The organism is Metapseudomonas otitidis, from assembly GCF_011397855.1.
In the GTDB taxonomy this organism is placed as follows: Bacteria; Pseudomonadota; Gammaproteobacteria; order Pseudomonadales; family Pseudomonadaceae; genus Metapseudomonas; species Metapseudomonas otitidis.
The window spans coordinates 2,407,993-2,431,348 of record NZ_AP022642.1 but is presented as its reverse complement, the minus strand read 5'-3'; the positions used below and the strand labels follow the sequence as shown (position 1 = coordinate 2,431,348).

Annotated in this window: 18 protein-coding genes and 1 riboswitch; of the genes, 11 read left to right on the top strand and 7 right to left on the bottom strand. The window is 68.9% G+C overall.

Annotated features, from left to right (window positions below; genetic code table 11):
* Window positions 1-134: 134 nt before the first annotated feature.
* Together PotMrB4_RS11170 and PotMrB4_RS11165 are read right to left on the bottom strand one after the other, a co-directional pair.
* Window positions 135-380 (bottom strand): DUF1145 domain-containing protein, encoded by a 246-nt coding sequence (locus PotMrB4_RS11170; protein WP_044405788.1) that lies wholly within the window; start codon window positions 378-380, stop codon window positions 135-137.
* A 92-nt stretch (window positions 381-472) separates the two neighbouring features.
* Complete coding sequence (locus PotMrB4_RS11165) at window positions 473-2,260, bottom strand: alkyl/aryl-sulfatase (protein ID WP_044405847.1); 1,788 nt, start codon at window positions 2,258-2,260, stop codon at window positions 473-475.
* Window positions 2,261-2,358: 98 nt separating this feature from the next.
* On the opposite strand from PotMrB4_RS11165, the gene PotMrB4_RS11160 reads away from it, so the two are divergent.
* Window positions 2,359-3,279, top strand: a complete 921-nt coding sequence (locus PotMrB4_RS11160) for a LysR family transcriptional regulator (RefSeq protein ID WP_044405789.1) — start codon at window positions 2,359-2,361, stop codon at window positions 3,277-3,279.
* A gap of 1 nt (window position 3,280) precedes the next feature.
* Here the strand turns inward: PotMrB4_RS11160 and PotMrB4_RS11155 are convergent, their stop codons facing one another.
* Window positions 3,281-3,700 carry a hypothetical protein gene (locus tag PotMrB4_RS11155; RefSeq protein ID WP_172433282.1) on the bottom strand — a complete coding sequence of 140 codons (420 nt, stop codon included), beginning with the start codon at window positions 3,698-3,700 and terminating at the stop codon, window positions 3,281-3,283.
* A gap of 306 nt (window positions 3,701-4,006) precedes the next feature.
* Window positions 4,007-4,106: riboswitch (guanidine-I (ykkC/yxkD leader) on the top strand.
* Window positions 4,107-4,170: 64 nt separating this feature from the next.
* Between PotMrB4_RS11155 and PotMrB4_RS11150 the strand changes: the two genes are divergently transcribed.
* From PotMrB4_RS11150 to PotMrB4_RS11110, 9 genes are all read left to right on the top strand, one after another.
* Entirely contained in the window at window positions 4,171-5,238 is a 1,068-nt protein-coding gene (locus PotMrB4_RS11150; RefSeq protein ID WP_172433281.1) for a putative urea ABC transporter substrate-binding protein, read from the top strand.
* A gap of 70 nt (window positions 5,239-5,308) precedes the next feature.
* Complete coding sequence (locus tag PotMrB4_RS11145; protein ID WP_172433280.1) at window positions 5,309-6,124, top strand: ABC transporter permease; 816 nt, start codon at window positions 5,309-5,311, stop codon at window positions 6,122-6,124.
* Window positions 6,121-6,921 carry an ABC transporter ATP-binding protein gene (locus tag PotMrB4_RS11140; RefSeq protein WP_172433279.1) on the top strand — a complete coding sequence of 267 codons (801 nt, stop codon included), beginning with the start codon at window positions 6,121-6,123 and terminating at the stop codon, window positions 6,919-6,921. The genes PotMrB4_RS11145 and PotMrB4_RS11140 overlap by 4 nt, the downstream gene beginning before the upstream one ends.
* 13 nt (window positions 6,922-6,934) lie before the next feature.
* Entirely contained in the window at window positions 6,935-7,663 is a 729-nt protein-coding gene (locus tag PotMrB4_RS11135) for an urea amidolyase associated protein UAAP1 (RefSeq protein ID WP_172433278.1), read from the top strand.
* A 10-nt stretch (window positions 7,664-7,673) separates the two neighbouring features.
* Window positions 7,674-8,309, top strand: a complete 636-nt coding sequence (locus tag PotMrB4_RS11130) for an urea amidolyase associated protein UAAP2 (protein ID WP_172433277.1) — start codon at window positions 7,674-7,676, stop codon at window positions 8,307-8,309.
* Between the two features lie 246 nt (window positions 8,310-8,555).
* Window positions 8,556-12,197 (top strand): urea carboxylase, encoded by a 3,642-nt coding sequence (gene uca, locus PotMrB4_RS11125; protein ID WP_172433276.1) that lies wholly within the window; start codon window positions 8,556-8,558, stop codon window positions 12,195-12,197.
* Between the two features lie 235 nt (window positions 12,198-12,432).
* Window positions 12,433-13,503, top strand: a complete 1,071-nt coding sequence (locus tag PotMrB4_RS11120) for a DUF2157 domain-containing protein (protein ID WP_172433275.1) — start codon at window positions 12,433-12,435, stop codon at window positions 13,501-13,503.
* Complete coding sequence (locus tag PotMrB4_RS11115) at window positions 13,503-14,300, top strand: DUF4824 family protein (RefSeq protein WP_142008398.1); 798 nt, start codon at window positions 13,503-13,505, stop codon at window positions 14,298-14,300. The genes PotMrB4_RS11120 and PotMrB4_RS11115 overlap by 1 nt, the downstream gene beginning before the upstream one ends.
* A 64-nt stretch (window positions 14,301-14,364) precedes the next feature.
* Window positions 14,365-15,849 carry a sensor domain-containing diguanylate cyclase gene (locus PotMrB4_RS11110; protein WP_107330201.1) on the top strand — a complete coding sequence of 495 codons (1,485 nt, stop codon included), beginning with the start codon at window positions 14,365-14,367 and terminating at the stop codon, window positions 15,847-15,849.
* A 21-nt stretch (window positions 15,850-15,870) separates the two neighbouring features.
* On the opposite strand, the gene PotMrB4_RS11105 is transcribed toward PotMrB4_RS11110, so the two are convergent.
* The 4 genes from PotMrB4_RS11105 to PotMrB4_RS11090 form a co-directional block, all read right to left on the bottom strand.
* Window positions 15,871-16,062, bottom strand: coding sequence for a putative motility protein (locus PotMrB4_RS11105; protein ID WP_197939515.1), 192 nt, complete (start codon window positions 16,060-16,062; stop codon window positions 15,871-15,873).
* A gap of 169 nt (window positions 16,063-16,231) precedes the next feature.
* The gene (locus tag PotMrB4_RS11100) at window positions 16,232-19,879 is read right to left on the bottom strand and encodes a translocation/assembly module TamB domain-containing protein (protein ID WP_172433273.1); all 3,648 of its coding nucleotides are present in this window, start codon (window positions 19,877-19,879) and stop codon (window positions 16,232-16,234) included.
* The gene (locus PotMrB4_RS11095) at window positions 19,876-21,576 is read right to left on the bottom strand and encodes an autotransporter assembly complex protein TamA (protein WP_232060822.1); all 1,701 of its coding nucleotides are present in this window, start codon (window positions 21,574-21,576) and stop codon (window positions 19,876-19,878) included. Before PotMrB4_RS11095 ends, PotMrB4_RS11100 begins: the two co-directional genes overlap by 4 nt.
* 134 nt (window positions 21,577-21,710) lie before the next feature.
* Window positions 21,711-22,373, bottom strand: coding sequence for a GNAT family N-acetyltransferase (locus tag PotMrB4_RS11090; RefSeq protein ID WP_160481248.1), 663 nt, complete (start codon window positions 22,371-22,373; stop codon window positions 21,711-21,713).
* Window positions 22,374-22,528: 155 nt separating this feature from the next.
* Between PotMrB4_RS11090 and xthA the strand changes: the two genes are divergently transcribed.
* The gene (xthA, locus tag PotMrB4_RS11085) at window positions 22,529-23,341 is read left to right on the top strand and encodes an exodeoxyribonuclease III (RefSeq protein WP_044413974.1); all 813 of its coding nucleotides are present in this window, start codon (window positions 22,529-22,531) and stop codon (window positions 23,339-23,341) included.
* Window positions 23,342-23,356 lie beyond the last annotated feature (15 nt).

Below are 23,356 nucleotides of genomic sequence, written 5' to 3'. Positions count from 1 at the left end.
GGTTTTGAACACGCCACCCCGCTCCAGGTTCAGCCAATCGTTCAACGGACGGGACCCCGCCAGGTGCGACGGGGTCCGACATCTCCTACGCAGTTGCCATTACAGGGCCATGACAGGCGGGATGGCCCTCGGCCTCAACGCAGGCTGCGCAGGTGCAGGAAGCCGAACAGCAGGACCTGGATACGCTCCAGCCAGGGCGAAGGCCGGGCCCGCAGCTTGCGGTTGAACAGCGCGGCCTCGCCGACGTGGGCCAGCAGGACCAGGGCGGAAACCAGCAGCAGCGGCCGATGCAGGGTCTCGCCGAAGGGGTAGATGACGTTGAGCAGCGCCACCAGCCAGAACATGGCCAGCGCGCCCTTGAGGAAGGAAGGCAGGTGCATGGTGTCTCCATCGTGAGGGGCGGGAGACAGAGTGTGCCGCCTGGCGGCGGCACGGCTCTCCGCACTTTTGGTTGGCAGGCGCCCTGCCCGGCTCAACGCACGGTGAGGGCGATGGGGGCGTCCTCGAAGTCGAAGCAGCCGAGGAAGGTCTTGATGTCCAGCAGGTTGCCGTCGACCTTCACGTCCCCCAGCAGCGCGCCCTTGAGCAGGCTGTTCTCGCCGCTGATGACGGTGTCCAGGTAGCGCTTGTCGAGGGTCAGGCGCAGGGGCACGGCGGGGTCGATGCCGGACTTGAGCTGGGCCACGCCGCGGCGCACCTCCAGGGTCCAGGCTTCGTCGATGTCGGGGAAGGCGAAGCCCAGGGCCAGTTCGACGTCGCCGCTCTTCTCCGGGTCGATGCGCGTCACCCAGTTCTGCAGGAAGATGCGCGCCGGCAGGTTCTTCAGCATGTCCGGGGAGAGGAAGGCCGCGCGCACCCGGCGGGACATTTCCAGCGCCACGTCGCCCTCCAGCTTGCCTTCCAGCTCCATGGCACTCATCAGGTACCAGTTGCGCCAGTTGATGTTCATGCTGGCGTAGCCCAGGCGGCGGAAGCTGCGGGCCTTGATGTCGCGGGCGAGCTTGTCGTCGTGGTCGACGCGGATGGCGTAGCCGGACAGTTCCGCTGCCCATTGCCAGTCGCCCTTCAGGTACGCATCGCCGGCCGCCATCAGCACCTTGTCGCGACCGCCCATGAGGGCGATCAGGCGCTTGGCCTTCTCCGCCGGCGGGATGGGGTCGAGGTCCACCGGGTCGCCCTGGAACCAGCCCAGGTAGCCCTGGTAGATCTGCCGCACGCTGTGCTTCACGGTGCCGTAGTACTCGCGCAGGTAGGGCGTGTAGCCGGCCAGGTGCGGCGGCAGCTTGACCTTCTCCACCAGCTCGTCGGGGGTCAGGCCCTTGTTCATCCAGCGCACGGTCTGGTCGTGGATGTAGGCGATGGCGTCGCGGGTCATGCGCAGCACCTCCTCCACCTTCTCCCGCCCGCTCACCGGCTGGCCGTGCAGCGGCACCATCACGTCGGCCTGGAAGGCCCGCAGCTTGTCCAGGCTCGCCACCCACACCACCGGGTCGCGGAACTTGGTGCCACGCAGGGTGTGGACGTTGGGCAGGGTCGGGCCCTGGGTCACCTCGGCGCTGATGAGCACGCGGTTGTCCGGCAGGTAGAGGACGATTTCGTCCGGCGCCTCGCTGGGCACGTGAAGGAACTGCACCTTAAGCCCGGCGATGGTGGTGTCGAGGCTGTCGCGGAAGGTGTCGGTGGGGGCGATGAAGGTGGAGGCACCCTCGTGGGCCAGCGGGCCGAGGCCGGCGTTCATGTCGCGCTTGTCCTCGTCGGAGAGCGCAACGCCGAAGCTGTAGCCCGAGCGCATGGCGAGGATCGGCCCCACCAGCGAGCCCTGGGTGACGACGTTGTCCAGCAGGGTTTCCTGGGCGTAGATGCGCACCTCGCCGCTCTTCACCTGCTCTTCGCTGACGAAGGCCTTCACACCGTTGATGTGGTCCGGGTGGAAGTGGGTGTAGACGATGGCCTTGATGGGCTTGTCGCTGATCTTGCGGAACTCGGCGAGGACCTTGCGCGACTGGTCCACCGATTCGCCGGTGTCGACGATGATCAGCCCCTCGGGCGCCTCGATCATCACGCTGTTGGCGAGGTTCCAGCCCACCGCCGACCAGACGTTGTCGGCCACCTGGTAGACCTTCTGGTTGAAGTGCCGGGTGTGTTCGGCCAGTTCGGGGTTGATGCTGGCTTTCAGGGTTTCGTCGGGCAGGGCGGCGTCGGCCCCCAGGGGCAGGGTCGCGGCCAGCAGCAGGCCGCTGAAGCGGGTAGTCAGTCGCATGGTCGGCTCGTTGTTGTTGTGGATGAGCGCAGACAGGCTGGCAGCGGCCGAATGATAATTCCAATGCATTCTTATCCAGCTCTCAATGCAGGTAACGCATGAACGACCTACGCCAGCTCCGTCACTTCGTCGCCCTGGCCGAACACGGCCACTTCGCCCGTGCCGCCGAGGCGGTGAACCTCAGCCAGCCGGCCCTGAGCCGCAGCATCCAGGCCCTGGAGAACGGCCTGGGCTGCCGCCTGCTGGACCGGGGCCCGCGCCAGGTGAGCCTGACCGCCCACGGCCGGCTGGTGCTGGAACATGCCCGGCGCTTGCTGGACGGCGACCGCGCGCTACGCAGTGCGGTCTCCCAGCTGGACAACCTGGGCAGCGGCGAGCTGCGCCTGGGTGCCGGCCCCTACCCCGCCGCCCGGCTGGTGCCCCGGGCGCTGGGACGCTTCGCCGGGGCACACCCCGGGGTGCGGGTGCAATTGGCCATCGACACCTGGTACAGCCTGCACCAGCGCCTGCTGGACGATGCCCTGGAGCTGTTCGTGGCCGATGTGCGGGAACTGCGCGACGACCCGCAGCTGGAGGTCACGCCGCTGCGCAGCTGGCCCGGGGTGATCTTCTGCCGACCGGGGCACCCGCTGCTGGGCCGGCGCCGGCACCGGCTGACGGCGGCCGACCTGGCAGCCTATCCGCTGGCCGGCACCCAGGTGCCCGCCGAGGTGGCGCAGGCCCTGGGGCAGTTGGCGGAAAGCGGCCAGCCGCTGGGCATCGAATGCGACAACTTCATGGTGCTGAAGGCGCTGGTGGCGGAAAGCGACGTGCTGAGCATGGCGCCACTGGACGTGGTGGCCGAAGAGATCGAGGCCGGGCGCCTGGCCCTGCTGGAGCTGGCGCCCGGCCTGCTGTCGCAACGCTCGGCCTACGGCCTAGTCAGCCGCGCCGGGCGCACCCTGTCACCGGCTGCCGAGGCGATGCGCGGACTGATCCTCGACGAGGACGCCCGCACCCCACCGGCCTCGGCCGGCTGAGCTAGCGCCCCCAGCCGCCGCGACCATCGTGGTCATGGCGGTCACGGCCCTGCCAGTAGCGGTGTCCGCCGTCCAGCTGGCCGCCCCAGTTCTGCAGGCGCGGGGTGTAGTCGTGGCGGCGTTCGTCCCAGTCGTTCCGAGGTTGCTGGCGCCAGTCCTGGCGCTGGTACTCATGGCGCTCGTAGCGCGGCGGGTCGCGCCGCTCCGGCCAGCCGCGCACCACGGGTGGCGGAGGCGGCGGTGCGTAGCGGCGCTCGCGGATGATGTAGGTGGGGTACGCGGGGTAGCCGGGATAGGACTCGACGCGGTAGTAGCCGCCGGACTGGCGCGGGTACTCGCGGTAGTCGTCGTAGTCATAGGCGGCGCAGCCCGTCAGGGGCAGGCCCAGTAAAGCCATCAGCAACAGGGTTCGATTGGACATGGCGGCCTCCTTCGACCGCTGGGACGGTGCCCACGAATGTCGGCACCCGGGATTGCTCCCGCCGGATTCGACAGCGGGCCGGTGCGGCGGTGTGCAACCTGCCGTCGGCAAAATCCTTTACGGCGTATTTCCACGCACCACGGCGAGGCAGCGCGCCCCATCCCTGGGCGCCGGTGGGCGGCCGACGAACCACGGGGCGACACCTGGCCCTTCTGCGGCGGGCCTTTGCCCGTGTTGGCACGGCCTTCGCTTTGTGACTGGCGTGCAGGAGCTACCCGGCCCACCGGGATCGCGGCACCACAATTTGCAATGGCTGGCTAGGGTTCCGGTCCGCGCAGGCGGATGACTGGTCCGAGAGCTGGCGACCTCCAGCGAGGTTACACGGCGGGACAAAAGCCCGGGAGAACGCGCCCCTTGAACGGGATGTGCCGCGCCGCTCCGCCCGCCCTCAACCGAACTGGAGGTACCCCATGCGCAAACCCCGTCTGTTCGCCCTCGCTGCCGCCGCCCTCGCTGCGGCCTTCAGCCTCAACGCCTCCGCCGCCCAAAAGAGCAGCTTCGACGTCTGCTGGACGATCTACGCCGGCTGGATGCCGTGGGAATACGGTGCCACCCAGGGCATCGTCGACAAGTGGGCGAAGAAGTACGGCATCGAGATCAAGGTCACCCAGCTCAACGACTACGTCGAATCCATCAACCAGTACACGGCGGGCCAGTTCGACGGCTGCACCATGACCAACATGGACGCCCTGACCATCCCCGCCGCCGGCGGCGTGGACAGCACCGCGCTGATCGTCAGCGACTTCTCCAACGGCAACGACGGCATCGTGCTCAAGGGTGAAGGCAAAACCCTCGGCGACCTCAAGGGCCTGCCGGTGAACCTGGTGGAGCTGTCCGTCTCCCACTACCTGCTGGCCCGCGCCCTGGAGCGTGCCCACCTGGCCGAGAAGGACGTGCAGGTGGTGAACACCTCCGATGCCGACATCGCCGCCGCCTTCGACACCGACGAGGTGCAGGCAGTGACCACCTGGAACCCGATGCTCGCCGAGATCAAGGCCAAGCCCGGCACCAGCCTGGTGTTCGACTCCAGCAAGGTGCCCGGCGAGATCATGGACATGATGGTGGTGAACACCAAGACCCTGAAGGACAACCCGGCCCTGGGCAAGGCGCTGACCGGCGCCTGGTTCGAGATCGTCGCGCTGATGAAGGCCGGCACTGCCGAGAGCACCGCCGCCCTGACGCACATGGCCAAGGCCTCGGGCACCGACCTGGCGGGTTACCAGGCCCAGCTGGACGCCACCCGCCTGTTCGGCACGCCGGCCGAGGCCCTGGAGTTCGTCACCAGCCCGAAGCTGCCGGCGACCATGGACAAGGTGGCCACCTTCTCCTTCGCCCACGGCCTGCTGGGTGAAGGCGCCAAGGACGCCCACGCGGTGGGCATGAGCTTCGCCAAAGGGCTGGTCACCGGCGACAAGGCCAACGTGAAGCTGCGCTTCGACCCGACCTACGTGCAGATGGCCGCCGACGGCACGCTCTGAGCCGCCCCCAACCGCTGGCGGGCGCCACCCCGGCCCCGCCTGCGCCGCCCCACGCCACCGAGTGCTCGCCATGCGCCTGATCAACCGCCACCCGGACCGTGCAGGAAGGCTGCTGCTGATCCTGCTGCCCTTCGCCCTGCTGTTGCTGGCCTACTTCACCGGCTCGGCATCGCGTCTGGCGCAGAACCCCAACGACAAGCTGCTGCCCAGCGCCACGCAGATGGTCGAGACGGTGCAGCGCCTGGCCTTCACCGAGGACAAGCGCTCCGGCGACTACCTGTTCTGGCAGGACAGCGCCTCCAGCCTCAAGCGCCTGGCCACGGGCCTGGCCATCGCCGCGCTGCTGGGCCTGTGCCTGGGCATCGCCGCCGGCACCCTGCCGCTGTTCGGTGCACCGCTGTCGCCGCTGCTCACGGTGCTGTCGATGGTGCCGCCGCTGGCGATCCTGCCGATCCTGTTCATCGTCTTCGGCCTCGGCGAGCTGTCCAAGGTGATGCTGATCGTCATCGGCATCGCCCCCTGCATCGCCCGTGACCTGGAGCAGCGCGCCCGGGAAATCCCCCGCGAGCTGCTGATCAAGGCGCAAACCCTGGGCGCCAACACCTGGACCCTGATCCTGCGCGTGGTGCTGCCGCAGTTGCTGCCGCGCCTGCTCATCTCCCTGCGCCTGGTGCTGGGCTCGGCCTGGCTGTTCCTCATCGCCGCCGAGGCCATCGCCTCCACCGACGGCCTCGGCTACCGCATCTTCCTGGTCCGCCGCTACCTGGCCATGGACGTGATCCTGCCCTACGTGGTGTGGATCACCCTGCTCGCCTGGCTGATGGACCTGGGCCTGCGCCAGCTCACCCGCCTGGCCTTCCCCTGGTACGAAGGAGCCCAGGCATGAGCGCCTTCATCGAAGTGAAGAACCTGTGGCAGGCCTACGGCGACCAGGTGGTGCTGGAGAACCTCAACCTCAAGGTGAACGAAGGCGAGTTCTGCACCCTGGTCGGCGCCTCCGGCTGCGGCAAGTCCACCTTCCTGCGCATGCTGCTGGGCCAGGAGACACCCAGCCGGGGCCAACTGCTGCTGGACGGCCAGCCCCTGGTGGCCGAGCCCGACGCCAGCCGCGGCGTGGTGTTCCAGCGCTACTCGGTGTTCCCCCACCTGACGGTGCTGGACAACGTCGCACTCGGCCTGGAGCTGCCCCGCGCGCCGCTGTTCGGCCGCCTGTTCGGCGGTGCCCGTCGTGCCGCCCGCGAACAGGCCGCCGTGATGCTGGAGAAGGTCGGCCTCGGCCATGCCCTGGACAAGTACCCCGCGCAGCTCTCCGGCGGCATGCAGCAGCGCCTGGCCATCGCCCAGGCCCTGGTGATGAAGCCCCGCGTGCTGCTGCTCGACGAGCCCTTCGGCGCCCTCGACCCGGGCATCCGCAAGGACATGCACGAGCTGCTGCTGGGCCTGTGGCAGGAAACCCGGCTGACCGTGTTCATGGTCACCCACGACCTCTCCGAAGGCTTCAGCCTCGGCACCCGGCTGATGGTCTTCGACAAGGTCCGCCACGACCCGCACGCGCCCAACGCCTACGGCGCGCGCATCACCTACGACATCCCCCTGAACAGCGACCGCCGCGCCGCGCGCGCCGCCGTCGAAGCCCTGCCGGAGCGCGTCACCCGCGCCCTGCAGCCCGCCCCGGCCCATTGAAAGGAGCCCGCCCATGACCGCATCCCTGGCCCTGCGCCCCACCCTTTATGAAGAAACCGTCCCCGGCGGCGGCCACACCTCCTTCGTCCTCAAACGCGGCCAGCTGCTGCGCATCAGCGACATCGAGGGCGGCGCCAACGTCAGCCTGCTGCTGTTCAACGCCGCCGAGAAAAGCGAGCGCCTGAACCTGCCGGACAGCCTCAAGTGCCAGCACACCGCCAAGCTCACCGCCGGCCACTGCCTGTACTCGGACATGGGCCGCGTGCTCGCCGCCATCACCGCCGACAGCTGCGGCTGGCACGACAGCTTCGGCGGCGTGCTCAACGCCGAGGAAGTGCGCGAGAAGTACGGCCAGGGCCGCTACCAGGAACTGCGCAACGGCTTCTTCCGCAACGGCGTCGACAACCTGCTGGTGGAGATGGGCAAGTGGGACCTCAACCTGCAGGACCTGCTGATGTGCCTGAACCTGTTCAGCAAGGTCACGGTGGACGCCGACGGCTGCTTCAACTTCGCACCCGGCAACAGCCAGGCCGGCGACTGCATCGAGCTGTACGCGCCGATGGACACCCTGGTGGTACTCACCGCCCTGCAGCACCCCATGGACCCCGACCCCGTCTACGCGCCCAAGCCCGTGCAGCTGGCCTGGCACAAGGTCGAGAGCGACGGCATCACCCTGCTCTGCCGCACCTCGCGCCCGGAAAACGGCCGTGGCTTCCACAACACCGAACGCCTGTACATCTGAGGGCCGCCCGATGAACCCGACTCCCAGCGACAAACACCCCGAAGCCGCCGTCTACACCGCCGTGATCGCCGCCGGCGAACCCTTCATGACCGAAGTGAAGGCCGGCCAGACCCTGCGCCTGCTCGACCTGGAGGGCAACCAGGCGGTGGACACCCTCTTCTACAGCGCGCGCAACCCGCGCGAGCGCTATGACGTGCAACGCACCCTGCGCAAGCAGAACCGCGTCTACCTCGGCCCCGGCAGCGTGCTCTGGTCCAACCTCGGCAACCCCATGCTGAGCATCGTCGCCGACACCTGCGGCCGCCACGACACCCTCGGCGGCGCCTGCGCCCAGGAAAGCAACACCGTGCGCTACGCCCTCGGCACCCGCTACATGCACAGCTGCCGCGACAACTTCCTGCGCGCCAGCCTGCACGACGGCCGCCTGGCCAAGCGCGACATCAGCGCCAACATCAACTTCTTCATGAACGTGCCGGTCACCCCCGAAGGCGGCCTCACCTTCGAGGACGGCATCTCCGCCCCCGGCAAGTACGTTGAGCTGCTGGCCCACATGGACATCATCCTCCTCATCTCCAACTGCCCGCAGCTGAACAACCCCTGCAACGGCTGGAACCCGACTCCGGCGCAGGTGTTGGTATGGGAGTGAATAAGCAGCGGCAAGGGGTGAGCGGCAAGCTGCAAGGGGTGCGGCGTTGGCTGTTCCTTCTGTGCCAGAGCCGTTCAGGGCAATGCCTCGGCAAGAACCCCGGACCTCGACCGTAGGAGCGAGCTCTGCTCGCGAACGCTTCGCCAGCAGAGCTGGCTCCTACAGGTGACAGCAAACCAGCCACGGACGACCGTGGTGCAGACGAACAAGGCGGGACGGCCCGTCATCCCTTTCGAGGGCTCCGCAATGTTTGAAAAACTCCTGATCGCCAACCGCGGCGCCATCGCCTGCCGCATCCTCCGCACCCTGCGCCAGCTCGATGTGCGCGGCGTCGCCGTGTACGCCGAGGCGGATGTCGCCAGCCTGCACGTCCAGCAGGCCGACGAGGCCCACAGCCTGGGCGACGGCCCAGCCGCCAGCACCTACCTGGTGGTGGACAAGATCCTCGCCGTAGCCCGCGAGAGCGGCGCCCAGGCGATCCACCCGGGCTATGGCTTCCTCTCCGAGAACGCCGCCTTCGCCGAAGCCTGCGAGGCGGCCGGCATCGCCTTCGTCGGGCCGACGCCTGCGCAGCTGCGCGTGTTCGGCCTCAAGCACACCGCCCGTGCCTTGGCCAAGGCCGAGGGGGTGCCGATGCTCGAAGGCACCGAACTGCTGGAAAGCCTCGACGCGGCGCTGGTGGCCGGCGAGCAGGTGGGCTACCCGGTGATGCTGAAAAGCACCGCCGGCGGTGGCGGCATCGGCATGCGCGTATGCCGCTCGGCCAGCGAGCTGAGCGAAGCCTTCGAGGCGGTGAAGCGCCTGGGGCAGAACAACTTCAGCGACGCCGGGGTGTTCATCGAGAAGTACATCCAGCGGGCCCGCCACCTGGAGGTGCAGGTGTTCGGCGATGGCCAGGGCGAGGTGATCGCCCTCGGCGTGCGCGACTGCTCGGTGCAGCGGCGCAACCAGAAGGTGCTGGAGGAAACCCCCGCGCCCAACCTACCCGCCGGCATGGCCGAGGACCTCTGCGCCGCCGCCATCCAGCTGGCCAGGGCAGTCAGCTACCGCAGCGCCGGCACCGTGGAGTTCGTCTACGACAGCGAGGCCGAGCGCTTCTACTTCCTTGAAGTGAACACCCGCCTGCAGGTGGAGCATGGCGTCACCGAACAGGTCTGGGGCGTCGACCTGGTGCGCTGGATGGTCGAGCTGGCCGCCGGCACCCTGCCCCCGCTCGCCGAGCTGGCGAAAGAGCTGCGCCCCAGCGGCCACGCCATCCAGGCGCGCCTCTACGCCGAGGACCCGGGCCGCGACTTCCAGCCCAGCCCCGGCCTGCTCACCGCCGTGCACTTCCCCGAGGCGGACGGTCGCGCCCTGCGCATCGACACCTGGGTGGAAGCCGGCTGCGAGATCCCGCCCTACTTCGACCCGATGATCGCCAAGCTGATCACCTGGGCAGCGAACCGCGATGAGGCCAGCGTCGCCCTCGACCGCGCCCTGGCCGACACGCAGCTCTACGGCGTGGAAAGCAACCGCGACTACCTGCGGCAGATCCTGGCCGACGCGCCCTTCGCCAGTGGCCGGCCCTGGACCCGTTGCCTGGAAAACCTCGCCCACCGTGCCCACACCTTCGAAGTGCTCGGCGCCGGCACCCAGACCACGGTGCAGGACTACCCCGGCCGCCTCGGCTACTGGGCCGTGGGCGTGCCGCCGTCCGGCCCCATGGACAGCCGCGCCCTGCGCCTGGGCAACCGTCTGCTGGGCAACGAGGAAGGCGCCGCCGCACTGGAAATCACCATGAGCGGCCCCAGCCTGCGCTTCAACACCGACGCGGTGGTGGCCGTCACCGGCGCGCCGATCCCGCTCACCCTCGACGGTCAACCGCAGCCGCTGAACACCGCGCTGCGGGTGCCCGCCGGTTCTATCTTGGCCCTCGGCACCATCGCCGGCGCCGGTGCACGCAGCTACCTGTGCCTGCGCGGCGGCCTGCAGCTGCCGGATTACCTGGGCAGCAAGAGCACCTTCACCCTCGGCCAGTTCGGCGGCCACGGCGGCCGCGCCCTGCGCGCCGGCGACGTGCTGCACCTGCTGCCCCTGGCCGACCATGCAGTCGGCGCCAGCCTGCCCGCCGAGCTCTGCCAGCCGCTGCCGGCGCTGCGCCGCATCCGGGTGATCTACGGCCCCCACGGCGCGCCGGAATACTTCACCGCGGCCTCCATCGAGACCTTCTTCGCCACCGCCTGGGAAGTACACTTCAACTCCAGCCGCACCGGCGTGCGCCTGATCGGCCCGAAGCCGGAATGGGTGCGCGAGAGCGGTGGCGAAGCCGGCCTGCACCCCTCCAACATCCACGACAACCCCTACGCCATAGGCGCCGTTGACTTCACCGGCGACATGCCGGTGATCCTCGGCCCGGACGGCCCCAGCCTGGGCGGCTTCGTCTGCCCGGTGACGGTGATCGAGGCCGACCTCTGGCAGCTCGGCCAGCTCAAGGCCGGCGACAGGGTGCGCTTCGAGCCGGTGGATATCGCCACGGCACGGGAGCTGGCCAAGGCAGGTGACCGCGAATGCACCACCCTCCGTGGGAGCGAATTCACTCGCGACACAGGCGGCCGTGAAATCGCGGATGAATCCGCTGCAATAGGTGCGGCAGAGCTGTCGAGCCCCATCGTCCTGGACCTCGGCCAGGACGCCACACGCCTGGTCGCGCGCCTCTCCGGCGACACCCACCTGCTGCTGGAGATCGGCGCGGCGGAGCTGGACCTGGTGCTGCGCTTCCGGGGTCACGCGCTGATGCAGGCGCTGGAGGCCGAGGCGCTGCAGGGCGTCATCGACCTGACCCCCGGCATCCGCTCGCTGCAGGTGCACTACCAGCCGGAAACCCTGCCCCTGGAGCGCCTGCTGCAGGTGGTCGCGGGGCTCTGGGACGGCGTCTGCGCCGCTGGCGACCTCGCCGTGCCGTCGCGCATCGTCCACCTGCCGCTGTCCTGGGACGACCCGGCCTGCCAGCTGGCCATCGAGAAGTACATGACCACGGTGCGCAAGGACGCGCCCTGGTGCCCGAGCAACCTGGAATTCATCCGCCGCATCAACGACCTGCCCAACCTCGACGAGGTGCAGCGCACGGTGTTCGACGCCCGCTACCTGGTGATGGGCCTGGGCGACGTCTACCTCGGCGCGCCGGTGGCCACCCCGCTGGACCCGCGCCACCGCCTGGTGACCACCAAGTACAACCCGGCGCGCACCTGGACCGCGGAGAACTCGGTGGGCATCGGCGGCGCCTACATGTGCGTCTACGGCATGGAAGGCCCCGGCGGCTACCAGTTCGTCGGCCGCACCCTGCAGATGTGGAACCGCTACCGCGAGGTGGCCGCCTTCGACGGCAAGCCCTGGCTGCTGCGCTTCTTCGACCAGATCCGCTTCTACCCGGTGAGTGCCGAGGAGCTGCTGCGCATCCGCCGCGACTTTCCCCTGGGGCGCTTCCCGCTGCGCATCGAGCACAGCGAACTGCGTCTGGCGGACTACCAGGCCTTCCTCGCCGCCGAGGCCGAGGGCATCGCCGCCTTCCGCGCCCAGCAGCAAGCGGCGTTCAACGCCGAGCGCGAACGCTGGATCGCCTCTGGCCAGGCCCATTTCGACAGCGAGGACCCGGCGCCGGAGCTGGGCGAAGACGCACCTCTGGACGCCGGCCAGCACGCCATCGAAAGCCATATCGCCGGCAACCTCTGGCAGGTGCAGGTGGAGGCCGGCGCCAGCGTGAAGGCCGGCGACGTGCTGGTGATCCTGGAGTCGATGAAGATGGAGATCCCCCTCACCGCCCCGCGCGATGGCGTGGTCCGCGAAGTCCGCGTGCAACCCGGCTCCCCGGTGCGCGCCGGGCAACGGGTGGTGGTGCTGGAGGAGGCGTAAAGGCCACGTCCGGCATAGCCCGTTTCGCAGGAGCGAATACATTCGCAATCACTCAGCTTCGCCGCTGGCGATTGAAATCGCTCCGACAGAAAAGCGGGCAACTGCTGTCGCCCCTACCGACAGCGTCCACTTCGATATAGGGGCGATCTGCTTCGCATGCACGTGCGCTGCACATTGCCCATCGCCAACTACGGCTCTAGAGTGCTCGGCGGCACCGCACGCACAAGGACCCGCCATGCCCGCCGTCACCCATGAGGACGCACAACGTCGCGCCGACGACATTCAGGCTTTCTACCGGGAGGTGGAGCGCCTGCACGAGGAGCAGGCGCTGCTGCTCGACCCCGGCCAGCTCGACCAGCTCGGCGATCACCACCGCCAGGTACTGGCCGACCTGCGCAGTCTCTACGACATCGACCACGACACCCAGACCCGTCGCCTGTCCCTGGGCATGCGCATCGCCTCGCTGCTGGGGGCGCTGGCCTTGGGCGCGAGCCTGCTGTTCTTCTTCTATCAGTTCTGGGGGTTGTTCAGTGAAGCCGTGCAGGTGGCCATCCTGGTCGGCGCGACCCTGGGCACCCTGGGCCTGACCGCGCTGGTTCGGCGCCGCGACAGCACCGGCTACTTCAGCAAGCTGGCGGCCATGCTGGCCTTCGTCGCCTTCGTGCTGAACCTGGTGATGCTCGGGCAGATCTTCAACATCACCCCTTCGGACAAGGCCTTCATCGCCTGGGGCGCCTACGGGCTGTTGCTGGCCTACGCCTGCAATGCTCGCCTGCTGCTGGTGGCCGGGCTGCTGTGCCTGATGGCATTCATCTCGGCGCGGGTGGGCACCTGGGGTGGCGGTTACTGGCTGTCCATGGGGGAGCACCCGGAGAACTTCCTGCCGGCGGCAGTGGCGGTATTCCTCGTCCCGCAGTTGCTGTCCCAGGTGCGCTTCGGCGGATTCGCCGCGACCTATCGCCTGGTGGGGCTGATCACCTTCTTCCTGACCCTGCTGGTCCTGGCCAACTGGGGCCGCTCCAGCTACCTGCCCCTGGACAGCGACCTGATCGAGGGTGGCTACCAGCTCGGCGGCTTCGCCCTCGCGGCCCTCGGCATCTGGTTGGGCGCTCGGCGTGACTGGCCGGAGGTGATCAACGGCAGCCTGACCTTCCTGGTGATCTTCCTCTACACCAAGCTCTTCGACTGGTGGTGGGACCTGCTGCCGAAGTACCTGTTCTTCCTGCTGCTGGGCCTGATCGCCCTGCTCATCCTGGTGGTGCTGAATCGTCTGCGCCGCAGCTGGCTGAAGGGAGGTGCCCGCTGATGAACAGCCTGAATCGCTACGCCCTTTCCGCTGCCCTCGGCCTGGTCCTGGTGGCCAACGGCCTGGCACTGGCCGGGGTCTGGTACAACCGCGCCGGCAAGCCGGACAGCCGCCTGGAACTGTCCCAGCGCGAGCTGGGCCGGGACTACTCGGACTTCGGCTGGTCCGGCGAGAACAGCGGGCTCGGCCTGCGCCTGGACTGGCGCACGCCTCGGGATGCGGACGAGCAGGAGATTCTTCTCGACCGTGCCGTGCTGGAGGAAATCGGCCTGCCCCTCGAAGGCAAAGAGGGCCACTACGACACCCACGAGAGCAGCACCTACGCCGTGCTCGAACTGGATGGCCCCGCCTGGAAGGCAGAGCTCGACCGTGCCGAAGCCCGGCTGAAGGACGCCACGAAGGCCCTGGCACGCAAGCGCAACGAGGAGAACACCGCCCTGGAGGCCACGTACCGCAGCCAGTTCGAGTACGAGCGCGACCGCGCCAGCCGCCTGTTCGTGGTGGCCGCCGGCAGCGATGCGGAAGCCCTGCGCCAGCGCTACCCGGACCGCAAGCGCTATGCGCTGGTGAAGGCACGCCTCTACGCCTGGTACGACCACAACCAGACACCGCCGCGCCTGCAGGCCCGGGTGAGCCGACTGGAGGTGGATGCGCTGCAGGTGCCTTATCGCTGGCGCCAGCAGGTGGAGGAGCGACTGGTGGGCGCCTACGACGAGCCGATCAAGCCGATGCGCCTGAAAGTGGCCTACGGCAAGCGCCTGGAACCCTGGATCGAGGATGTCAGCCTGCTGCGCTGAACGCCGCGGATGACGCGGGCGGGGCAAGTGGCTAGCATGTGGCCACTTGCCCCAGGACGCTCCGATGTCAGCCCACCTGCCCCGCTTGCGTAACCAGCGCTTCCTCGTTGCCCTGCTCGTTCTCCTGCTGACCTGTGGCTTCACCGTCACATCGCTGGTCAGCTACTACGCCTCCCTCGAGTCGATCCGTGACGGCATCGTCAACACGGAGCTGCCGCTGACCTCGGACAACGTCTATTCCGAGATCCAGAAAGACCTGGTGCGGCCCATCCTGATCTCCTCGATGATGAGCCGCGACACCTTCCTGCGGGACTGGGCCATGCAGGGCGAGCAGGACCCGGAACGCATGACCCGCTACCTGCGCGAAGTCCAGGAGCATTACGGCGCCTTTACCAGCTTCTTCATTTCCGAGCGCACCGGCACCTACTACCAGTCACGGGGCGTACTGAAGAAGGTTTCGCCGGACGAGCCCCGGGACGTCTGGTACTACCGCGTGCGGGACATGGAGACGCCCTACGAGATCAACGTCGACGTGGACATGGCCAACCAGGACCGGCTGACCATCTTCATCAACTACAAGGTGCTGGACTACGACGGCCGCTTCCTCGGTGCCACTGGCGTGGGCCTGACGGTGGACGCAGTGGTGAAGCTGATCGACGAGTACCAGCAGCGCTACCAGCGGACCATCTACTTCACCGACACCACCGGCCGCGTGGTGCTCACCAGCGCCCAGGGCGGGCCGGAAGGCAGCCGCGTGGGCCAGGGCCTCGGGGAACTGCCGGGCCTGGCCCCGGTGGTACGGGCGGTTCTGCACCAGCGCGGTGGCAATCACCAGTACCACGCCCCCGACGGCGAGCATTACCTCAATGCCCGCTTCATCCCCGAACTGGACTGGTACCTGTTCGTCGACAAGACCGAAGAAGGCGCCCTGTCGCCGGTGCGCAACGTGCTCTACCTCAACCTGGGCATCAGCCTGGCGGTGACCCTGGTGGTACTGGTGCTGCTGTACCTGATGGTGCGCCGCTACCGCGACCGCATCGCCGCGCTGGCCACCACCGACAGCCTCACCGGGTTGCCCAACCGTCGCGGCTTCGACCTGCTGGCGGGCCAGGCGCTGCAGGAATCACTGCGTGACCAGCGTCCGCTGACCGCGCTGCTGCTGGACCTGGACCACTTCAAGGAACTCAACGACACCCACGGGCACCTGGCCGGTGACCAGGTGCTGCAGGGCTTTGCCGAGAACCTGCGAGCGGGCGTGCGCCAGGCGGACATTCTCTGCCGCTGGGGCGGCGAGGAGTTCATCCTGCTGCTCAAGGACACCGGCAGTGCCACGGCACTGCAGCTGGCGGAAAAGCTGCGGGAGCGGGTTGCCGAGGCGCACCATCATTTCGACGGTGGCGAGACAGCGGTGACCGTGAGCATCGGGCTGTCCGAACTGCGCCCTGGAGACACCCTGCACAGCCTCATCGCCCGCGCCGACCGGGCGCTCTACCGTGCCAAGCAGGCCGGGCGCGACCGCACCTGCAGCGAGACCGCCGGACAGGAATAAAGGGAGGGAAGCTGCCGAGGTTCAGGCGGTGACGTCGATGACGTTGCCCAGGTTCGGCGGGTTGCTGTTGCTCACCGGTGCGGGCAGCGCCTCCAGCAATGCCAGGGCACTCTGGGACTGCAGGTCGACGGACTTCTTCAGCACCGAGACCTGCACCTTTATGGCGAGCTGGGCGGCACTGGCGTCGGAGATGGAGCTGGCGGAAACGTCCACGGCGACCTCGCACGTCAACGGGGGAAGATGACGGGATTCTGAGGCCATGCCGGCGCCCCGAACAGCACCGTCAGTCGCCTGGAAGGCCCGCCGTTGCGCTTGCAGCGGCACTGGAAGCCGGGGGACTCAAGCCCGGGCTCCCGGCCGAAACCTCGATCACGGCTGCCTGCTAGAAGTCCCGCTTGTAGAACAGGTCCAGCGAGCTGGCCAGGCCGCTGGCGGCTTCCAGGTAGAGGCGCCGGGTCAGTTCGTAGCGCAGCGCCACCACGCTGGTGGGCTCCAGTACGCCGAGGCCATAGCGGATGCTGAGGCGGTCGGTGAGCACGCCGGTGGCGCCGTCGTCGCCGATCTGGAAGTCCTTGAGGCCGAGCTTCTGCGCCAGGTCGCTGGTCAACGAAGAACTGCCGGACAACCCCAGTGCCAGGGCGGCCTGCCCCAGGGCGTTGCCGTCGCTGCCGCGCTCCAGGGGGCGCCCCAGTACCAGATAGGACAGCGCCTGTTCCTGGCTCATGGCCGGGGTGGAGAACACCTGGGTGGTCGGCTCGTCGGCACGCCCGTTGAGGCGGATGCCGGCGGTGACGTCGCCGATCTTTCGCACTGCTTCTACGTCCAGATAGGGCTGGTCCAGCGGGCCGGCGAACAGCAATCGCGCGCGGCGCAGGTCGAGGCGCTGGCCGTAGGCGCGGTAGCGGCCGTTCTTCAGGTTCAGTTCGCCGCGCGCAGCCAGGTTGTCGCCGACCTTGAGGTGCCCGGCGAGGTCGGCGGTCAGGCCGAAGCCGCTGAAGCTGAGCCGTTCCTGGCCCACTTCGACGTTGACGTCCATGGCCAGTTGCAGCGGGGTTTCCTCGTCCTGTTCGCCCACCAGGTGGGCATCCGACGAGACCCGCACGGCCTGGGGCGGCAGTTCACGGATCTTGATGGTGCCCCGGGGGACGCGCACGGTGCCGGACAGTGCCAACCGGCCCTCTGCCATGCGCACCCGCAGGTCGGGGTCGACGTCGAGGTTGGCATAAGGCTCCACCACCACCGGCAGGCTGTTGCCGCGCAGGGCCAGGTCCACATCCAGGCCCTGGCTCCAGGCGACGCTGCCGCCCAGGCTGCCCTGGCCCTTTTCGCCACCGCTCCAGGTGCCGGACAGCTCGACCCGCTCGCCGGCGATGCGTGCATCCAGCTTGAGGTCTTCGATCCGCGTGGGCAGCTCACCACCGGCCAGGCGGCCTCCGCCCAGGCGCACCTGCCCGATCACGTTGGGTGCCAGCAGGGTGCCACCGAGGGTGCCGCTGCCATCGAGGCGCCCTTCCAGCTCCTCCACGCCCCGGGCGAAGGGTCGCAGCACGGCGAGGTCCAGGCCCTCCAGCTGGAAGTCACCCTGCAGCGGCTTGCGGGTCGGGCGCGGGTCGATGCGGGCGTCCAGGCGCAGACGGCCGAGCTTGCCGCCTTCGAACAGTAGGCGGCTGTCCACCCGCTGCGGGCGCAGGCTGCTCTCCAGGCGCAGGCTCTGGTAGGGGAAATCCAGCCATTGGCCCTTGGCCCCCTCCTCCCGCACCCGCAGCACGCCGCTGCCGGCATCCAGCAGGATGCGGCCGCTGGGGCCGGTGGATGGCAGTTGCAGCCGCAGGTCGCCGTCCAGCTGCCCTTGCCAGGCGAAGTCGTCCGGCAGCCAGGGCGCCAGGCTGGCCAGGGGGAAGTCCCGCAGGCGGTAGTCCAGGTTGGGTTCGGGCATCAGGCGCTGCTGGCCGGCGCAGAGGCTGGCTTCGCCGGAACGCCAGCAATGGGCGCCCAGGTCCAGGCGGCCGTCGGCCAGGCGCTGCAGCGAGGCGGCCTGCTCCAGGCGCCAGTCCTGGGTGCCGAGCCGCACGTCGCCACGGCTGAGGCGGCCGCGCCAGTCGCCGTCCTTCAGTTGCCCGTCGAGGGCCAGGCCAAGCCCCAGGTCGGGCCCCTTCAGGCTCAGCTCGGCCTGCTGCCGCTGGAGCGTGCCCGAGCCGGTCAGGCGCAGGTCACCCAGGGCGCGCTCGCCGGACTCAAGGTCGTCGGCATCGAGTTGCAGGGTGCCGTTCTGTCGGGCATCCAGCTTGGCCTGAAGCCGCAATTGACGCAGGCGCTGGGGACCGAGGCCGATCCGCTGGCCATCGAGGGTCAGTTGGCCCTGGGGGGCGTCGAGGCTGCCGGCGAGGTCGAGGCGCCCCTTGAGGCTGCCGAACAGGCCGGGCCAGAGCTGACCAAGCCGATTGAGGGCGATGTCCAGCCGGCCATCGAGGCGCTCCTCCAGGCGGCCCTGGCCGTCGATGCGGTTGTCGCCCAGGCGTGCCTGGACCTGCTCCAGCGTCCAGCGCTGCCCTTCGCCACGGGCCTTGGCCAGGAGCACGGCGGGCTGGCCGCGCAACTGACCCTTGAGGTCGAGGTCCGCCGTGAGGGCGAGGCGATCGGCCATGCGCCCCTGGCTGGCGAGGTTGCCGGCCAGGCGACCGGGCAGTTCGGCGACCCAGTAGGCGGGGTCGAGGTCCTTGAGGGCGAGCTGGGCATCCCAATCCACACCGCTGGCGAAGCCCACCTGGACGCGCCCCTGGGCCTTGCCCTGGCCAGCGGCCAGGCGCAGGTCAGCCAGCTCCACCTGGCCCAGGTCACCCTTGAGCGGGCTGGCGAGGGTGAAGTCGCCGGCCGGCCCCTTCAGGGCGGCATCGAATTGCCCGTGGTAGTGGCCGTCGAGGTACTGCACCTGGCCGTCGAGGCGCTGCAGGCTGACGGGCGGCTCGTCGATCGCGGGATACAGCCGGCGCCAGGGGAAGTCACGCCAGGCGATGCGGGCATCCAGGTCCAGGGCCTGTTGCCAGTCGATCCGTCCGTTCAGGTCGAGCGTCTGCTGCGGCGCCGCCATCAGGGCCAGTCGCTTGAGGTCCGCCCCCTTGGCGTCCACACGGCCGGCCAGGTCGAGGCGTACGTCACCGCCTTCGCCCGGCAGGCTGGCGTGTCCTTCGACCGCGTAGCCCTGCGCCAGGTCGCCCCGGGCCTGGAGGGTGAGCCGCTGTAATTGCAGGGTGTCGGGCAGGTTCGCCGAGGCCTTGAAGGCGTCCACCTTCAGCGTGGCGGAGGCTGGGAGGTGGTCGGCCAGGGGCTGCAGTTCGCCTTCCAGGTGGCCTTGCAGGTAACCGGTGCTGTCGGCATGGACGGTCAGTTGCCCTTGCAGGTCGCCCTTGGCGTGCAACGCCAGTGACCAGGCCTGGCCGCCTGGGGCCGGCAAACCGAGGGTGCCGGTGGCTTCCAGCGGCCAATCCCCACTGGGGGCGAGGTGCCCTTGCAGGTCCAACGCGAGGTCGTCACGACGGAGGCTGACACGTTCCAGGGTGAGCCCGTCCGCCAACCAGGTGGCGCGAAGCTGGAGATCGGCCAGCAGCGCCTCGCCATCCAGGCTGAGGCGCCCCAGGCGAGCCTCGCCCAGGCGAATGCCGACCGGCAGCGCGAGGGCGGGCAGGCGGACGGGGCCTTCGTCAGTGCTGCCGCCCTCCCCCGGGAACGACAGGGCCACCTCGTCGGCGGCCAGTTGGTCGATGCACAGCGTCATGCCCAGCAGGCAGCCGGGTTGCCAGTCCAGGCGCGGGGCGGTGATAGCGACCACGCTTTCGCCCTGGCGCCACACCACACGCTGTGCCTGCCATTGGCCGCCCAGGTGGCCGCTGAAACCCTCCACCGCCAACCCCGGCACCAGGCCCAGTGCCCAGCGTGCGCCGCTCTCGCTGCCCAGCAGCCAGGCTCCGGTCGCTCCCACGCCACCCAGGGTGAGCCCCAGGGCGAGCAACGCCCCCTTGACCGCGCGCCTCACAGTTCCGGCCCCATGGAGAAGTGAATGCGGAAGCCGCCGGGATCATCCAGGGCCTTGGCCAGGTCGAGGCGGATGGGCCCGACCGGGGAGACCCAGCGCACGCCGATGCCGGCGCCGGTCTTGAGCTTGTCCTTGAGGTTGTTGACGGCGTTGCCACGGTCGACGAAAGCCGCGATGCGCCAGCGCTCGGCAATGGGGTACTGGTATTCGGCGCTGCCCACCACCATGTAGCGGCCGCCGACCTTGTTGCCCTGGCGGTCCTCCGGGGAGAGCGTCTGGTAGTCATAGCCCCGCACGCTCTGGTCACCGCCGGCGAAGAAGCGCAGCGAGGGCGGGATGGCGCCGTAGTCGGTGGTGGCGATGCCGCCGGCCTGGACCCGGCCCAGCAGGCGATGGCCACCCGGCAGGGTGTAGAGGCCCTTGGCCATGGCGCTGGCGTAGGTCATGTCGGCATCGGACAGCACGCCCTCCTTGGCGGCACGCACGTCCAGTTGCAGGTGGTAGCCCTGGTTGGGGTCGAGGCGGTTGTCGCTGCGGGTGACGCTGTAGCCGATGCCGGGGATGAGGAAGCTGCTGCGCCCGTTTGGGCTGCCGTCACCGAAGTCGTAGATCTCCTGCTCCCAGCGCAGGGAGACGACCCGCTGCCAGTCGTCCGGCAGCTTGGACTGCCATTGGCTGCCCAGGGTGAAGCGGCGGCTTTCGACGTCGGTGAGCTGTTCGCGCTGGAAGCCGCTGGTGAAACGCAGGCTGTCGGTCAGCGGTGGGTCGAGGGGGATTTCGTACCAGGTGCCGACGCTCTGCCGTGCCGTGGAGATTTCGCTTTCTGCCCCGAGGCGGTGGCCTTGGGGGTTGATCCAGTGGCGGGTCCAGTTGGCCCGGGCACGGGGACCGACGTCAGTGGAGAAACCGACGCCCAGGCCCAGGGTGCGGGGTTTGACGGCACCGAGACGCACCTTCACCGGGATCAGCCGGCCAGCACCGGGCTCAGGCTGGGCATCCACCCGCACTTCCTCGAAATAGCCGCTGGCCTGGAGATTCTGGCTGAGCTTGGCGACCTGGTCGGCGTCATAGGGCGTGTTGGGCGGGAACGGCACCAGGCGCGCCAGCAGGTCGGGATCGAAGGGGGTGTCGCCGTCGAAGGCGACCCGGCCGAGTGCGTAGCGCGGCCCGCTGTCGTAGATCAGTTCGATATCGGCGACACCGGCACGGGGGTCGATGTCCAGCCGCTGGGAGCGGAAGCGGCCATCGAAGAAACCGTAGCGCAGGGCCTGGCTCTGGATGAGTTTCTTGGCGTCTTCGTAGAGCCCGTGGTTGAGCGGCTCGCCCGGGGCCAGGGCCTTGCTTTTCGGCACCTTGAAGGCCTTGAGGCCGGCGGCCTCGCCTTCCACCCGCACCGTCACCTGGCGCAGGCGGACGGGCTCGCCGTGCTGCACGTCCAGTTGCAGGACCGGGTCCTGGCCGGGGCGTACCTGGCTGTCGATCTCCGCCTGGTAGTAGCCGAGCGCCTGCGCCGCCTGGCGCGCCTGCTCCTCGGCGGCACGGCGGAAACGACGCAGGGCGGTTTCATCTCGATCCCCCAGGCTGCCGATGAAGGCTTCGATATTGGCCTTCAGCTCGGCATTGGCCGGGGACACCTTCACTTCCAGCGAGGCCTTGGCCAGCGCGAGCGGGCACAGGGCCGACAGCGCGAGTGCCATTAGGCCGCGCATTCCTTGACGAACATTCATGCGCGGGATGCTAGCACGGCGTTCCGCTGCCTTTCTTCAGTCACAGACGCCTCGTCGGCCGAGGATTTCATGGCGCGATGTGTCGGGCTGACAACCATGGCGGCTCAGGCGCTCACGCCAACGCCTTCCAGCACCTGGGCCGGGTTGGGGTGGAAGAAGACCCGCTCCAGCACCGGCCCGACGGCGACCTCGCCAAGCAGCTGGTAGCCCTGGCGCTGGTAGAAGTCGAGGTAGCGCGGGTTGCCGGTATCCAGCACCACGCCTTGCGAGCCGGCGTCTTCGGCGCACCATTCGTGCAGCGCCTGGAGCAGTCGCTCGCCCAGCTGGCGCCCCTGGAACTCCGGGTGGATGCCGAGCAACGGCAGCACGTGGTACGGGCCGGGCGGCAGGCAGGCGAGCACCGCCTCGTGGTACTCGAGGAAGCGCCGGGTGCAGCCCAGGCCGGTGGTCAGCAGCATGCGCAGGCGCCAGCCCCAGCTTTCGGTGATGTCCAGCCGGCGCTGGGGCGGGGCGATGAGGGCGATGCCCACCAGGCGCTCTTCGATCAGCAGGCCGATGGCCGGCAGTTCCTCGATGAAATGCTGCTTGACCAGCTCCCGCACCGTGGCGCGCACGCGCTGGTCATAGCCGGGTCGGTTGGCATCCAGCAGGTAGGCGTAGGTGGGCTCGTGCCGGTAGGCGTGGTAAAGCAGCGAACGGGCCTCGCGGCTGTAGCCGCGGTCGAGCAGGCGCACTTCGACCGGCGCTTGGGTGACGTATCCGGGCATGCACGGTGTCCTCGTTGTTCTGGTTATGGTCGCCGCGATGGGCAGGTGCCCCGGCTGGCTGAAAAGCTAGCAGCCCCCCTGCCCCGCCGCCATGTGCTGGCAGGCCCGGCGGGCGTTGGGCTAGGATTCGATACTTTTTCCGGATGGCTGCCCCCATGAAGATCGTTTCGTTCAACATCAACGGCCTGCGCGCCCGCCCCCACCAGTTGGAGGCGCTGATCGCCAAGCACCAGCCCGACGTGATCGGCCTGCAGGAGACCAAGGTGGCCGACGAGCAGTTCCCGGAAGCGGAGATCCGCCAGCTCGGCTACCACGTCCACTACCACGGGCAGAAGGGCCACTACGGCGTGGCGCTGCTGTCACGCCAGGCACCGCTGGAGTTGCACAAGGGCTTCCCGGGGGATGACGAGGACGCCCAGCGCCGCTTCATCTACGGCACCTTCGCCGACGAACAGGGCAACCCGGTGACGGTGATGAACGGCTACTTCCCCCAGGGCGAGAGCCGCGATCACCCGGTGAAGTTCCCGGCCAAGCAACGCTTCTATGCCGACCTGCAGGCGCTGCTGGAAAGCCGCTTCGCCCCCTCCCAGCCGCTGGTGGTGATGGGCGACATCAACATCTCGCCGGAAGATTGCGACATCGGCATCGGCGAGGAGAACCGCAAGCGCTGGCTGAAGACCGGCAAGTGCAGCTTCCTGCCGGAAGAGCGCGAGTGGCTGGCCACCCTGAAAGGTTGGGGCCTGGTGGACAGCTTCCGCCACCTCCACCCCGAGGTGAATGATCGCTTCAGCTGGTTCGACTACCGCAGCCGCGGTTTCGAGGACACCCCCAAGCGCGGCCTGCGCATCGACGTGATCCTCGCCAGCCAGCCGCTGCAGGCGCGCCTGCGCGATGCCGGGATCGACTACGACCTGCGCGGCATGGAGAAACCCTCCGACCACGCGCCGATCTGGCTGGACCTGGCATGAATGAAAAGGGGCCGC

Coding starts and splice junctions, on each gene's coding strand:
- PotMrB4_RS11170 (WP_044405788.1), bottom strand. CDS start 380: ATGCACCTGCCTTCCTTCCTCAAGGGCGCGCTGGCCATGTTCTGGCTG.
- PotMrB4_RS11165 (WP_044405847.1), bottom strand. CDS start 2,260: ATGCGACTGACTACCCGCTTCAGCGGCCTGCTGCTGGCCGCGACCCTG.
- PotMrB4_RS11160 (WP_044405789.1), top strand. CDS start 2,359: ATGAACGACCTACGCCAGCTCCGTCACTTCGTCGCCCTGGCCGAACAC.
- PotMrB4_RS11155 (WP_172433282.1), bottom strand. CDS start 3,700: ATGTCCAATCGAACCCTGTTGCTGATGGCTTTACTGGGCCTGCCCCTG.
- PotMrB4_RS11150 (WP_172433281.1), top strand. CDS start 4,171: ATGCGCAAACCCCGTCTGTTCGCCCTCGCTGCCGCCGCCCTCGCTGCG.
- PotMrB4_RS11145 (WP_172433280.1), top strand. CDS start 5,309: ATGCGCCTGATCAACCGCCACCCGGACCGTGCAGGAAGGCTGCTGCTG.
- PotMrB4_RS11140 (WP_172433279.1), top strand. CDS start 6,121: ATGAGCGCCTTCATCGAAGTGAAGAACCTGTGGCAGGCCTACGGCGAC.
- PotMrB4_RS11135 (WP_172433278.1), top strand. CDS start 6,935: ATGACCGCATCCCTGGCCCTGCGCCCCACCCTTTATGAAGAAACCGTC.
- PotMrB4_RS11130 (WP_172433277.1), top strand. CDS start 7,674: ATGAACCCGACTCCCAGCGACAAACACCCCGAAGCCGCCGTCTACACC.
- uca (WP_172433276.1), top strand. CDS start 8,556: ATGTTTGAAAAACTCCTGATCGCCAACCGCGGCGCCATCGCCTGCCGC.
- PotMrB4_RS11120 (WP_172433275.1), top strand. CDS start 12,433: ATGCCCGCCGTCACCCATGAGGACGCACAACGTCGCGCCGACGACATT.
- PotMrB4_RS11115 (WP_142008398.1), top strand. CDS start 13,503: ATGAACAGCCTGAATCGCTACGCCCTTTCCGCTGCCCTCGGCCTGGTC.
- PotMrB4_RS11110 (WP_107330201.1), top strand. CDS start 14,365: ATGTCAGCCCACCTGCCCCGCTTGCGTAACCAGCGCTTCCTCGTTGCC.
- PotMrB4_RS11095 (WP_232060822.1), bottom strand. CDS start 21,576: ATGGCACTCGCGCTGTCGGCCCTGTGCCCGCTCGCGCTGGCCAAGGCC.
- PotMrB4_RS11090 (WP_160481248.1), bottom strand. CDS start 22,373: ATGCCCGGATACGTCACCCAAGCGCCGGTCGAAGTGCGCCTGCTCGAC.
- xthA (WP_044413974.1), top strand. CDS start 22,529: ATGAAGATCGTTTCGTTCAACATCAACGGCCTGCGCGCCCGCCCCCAC.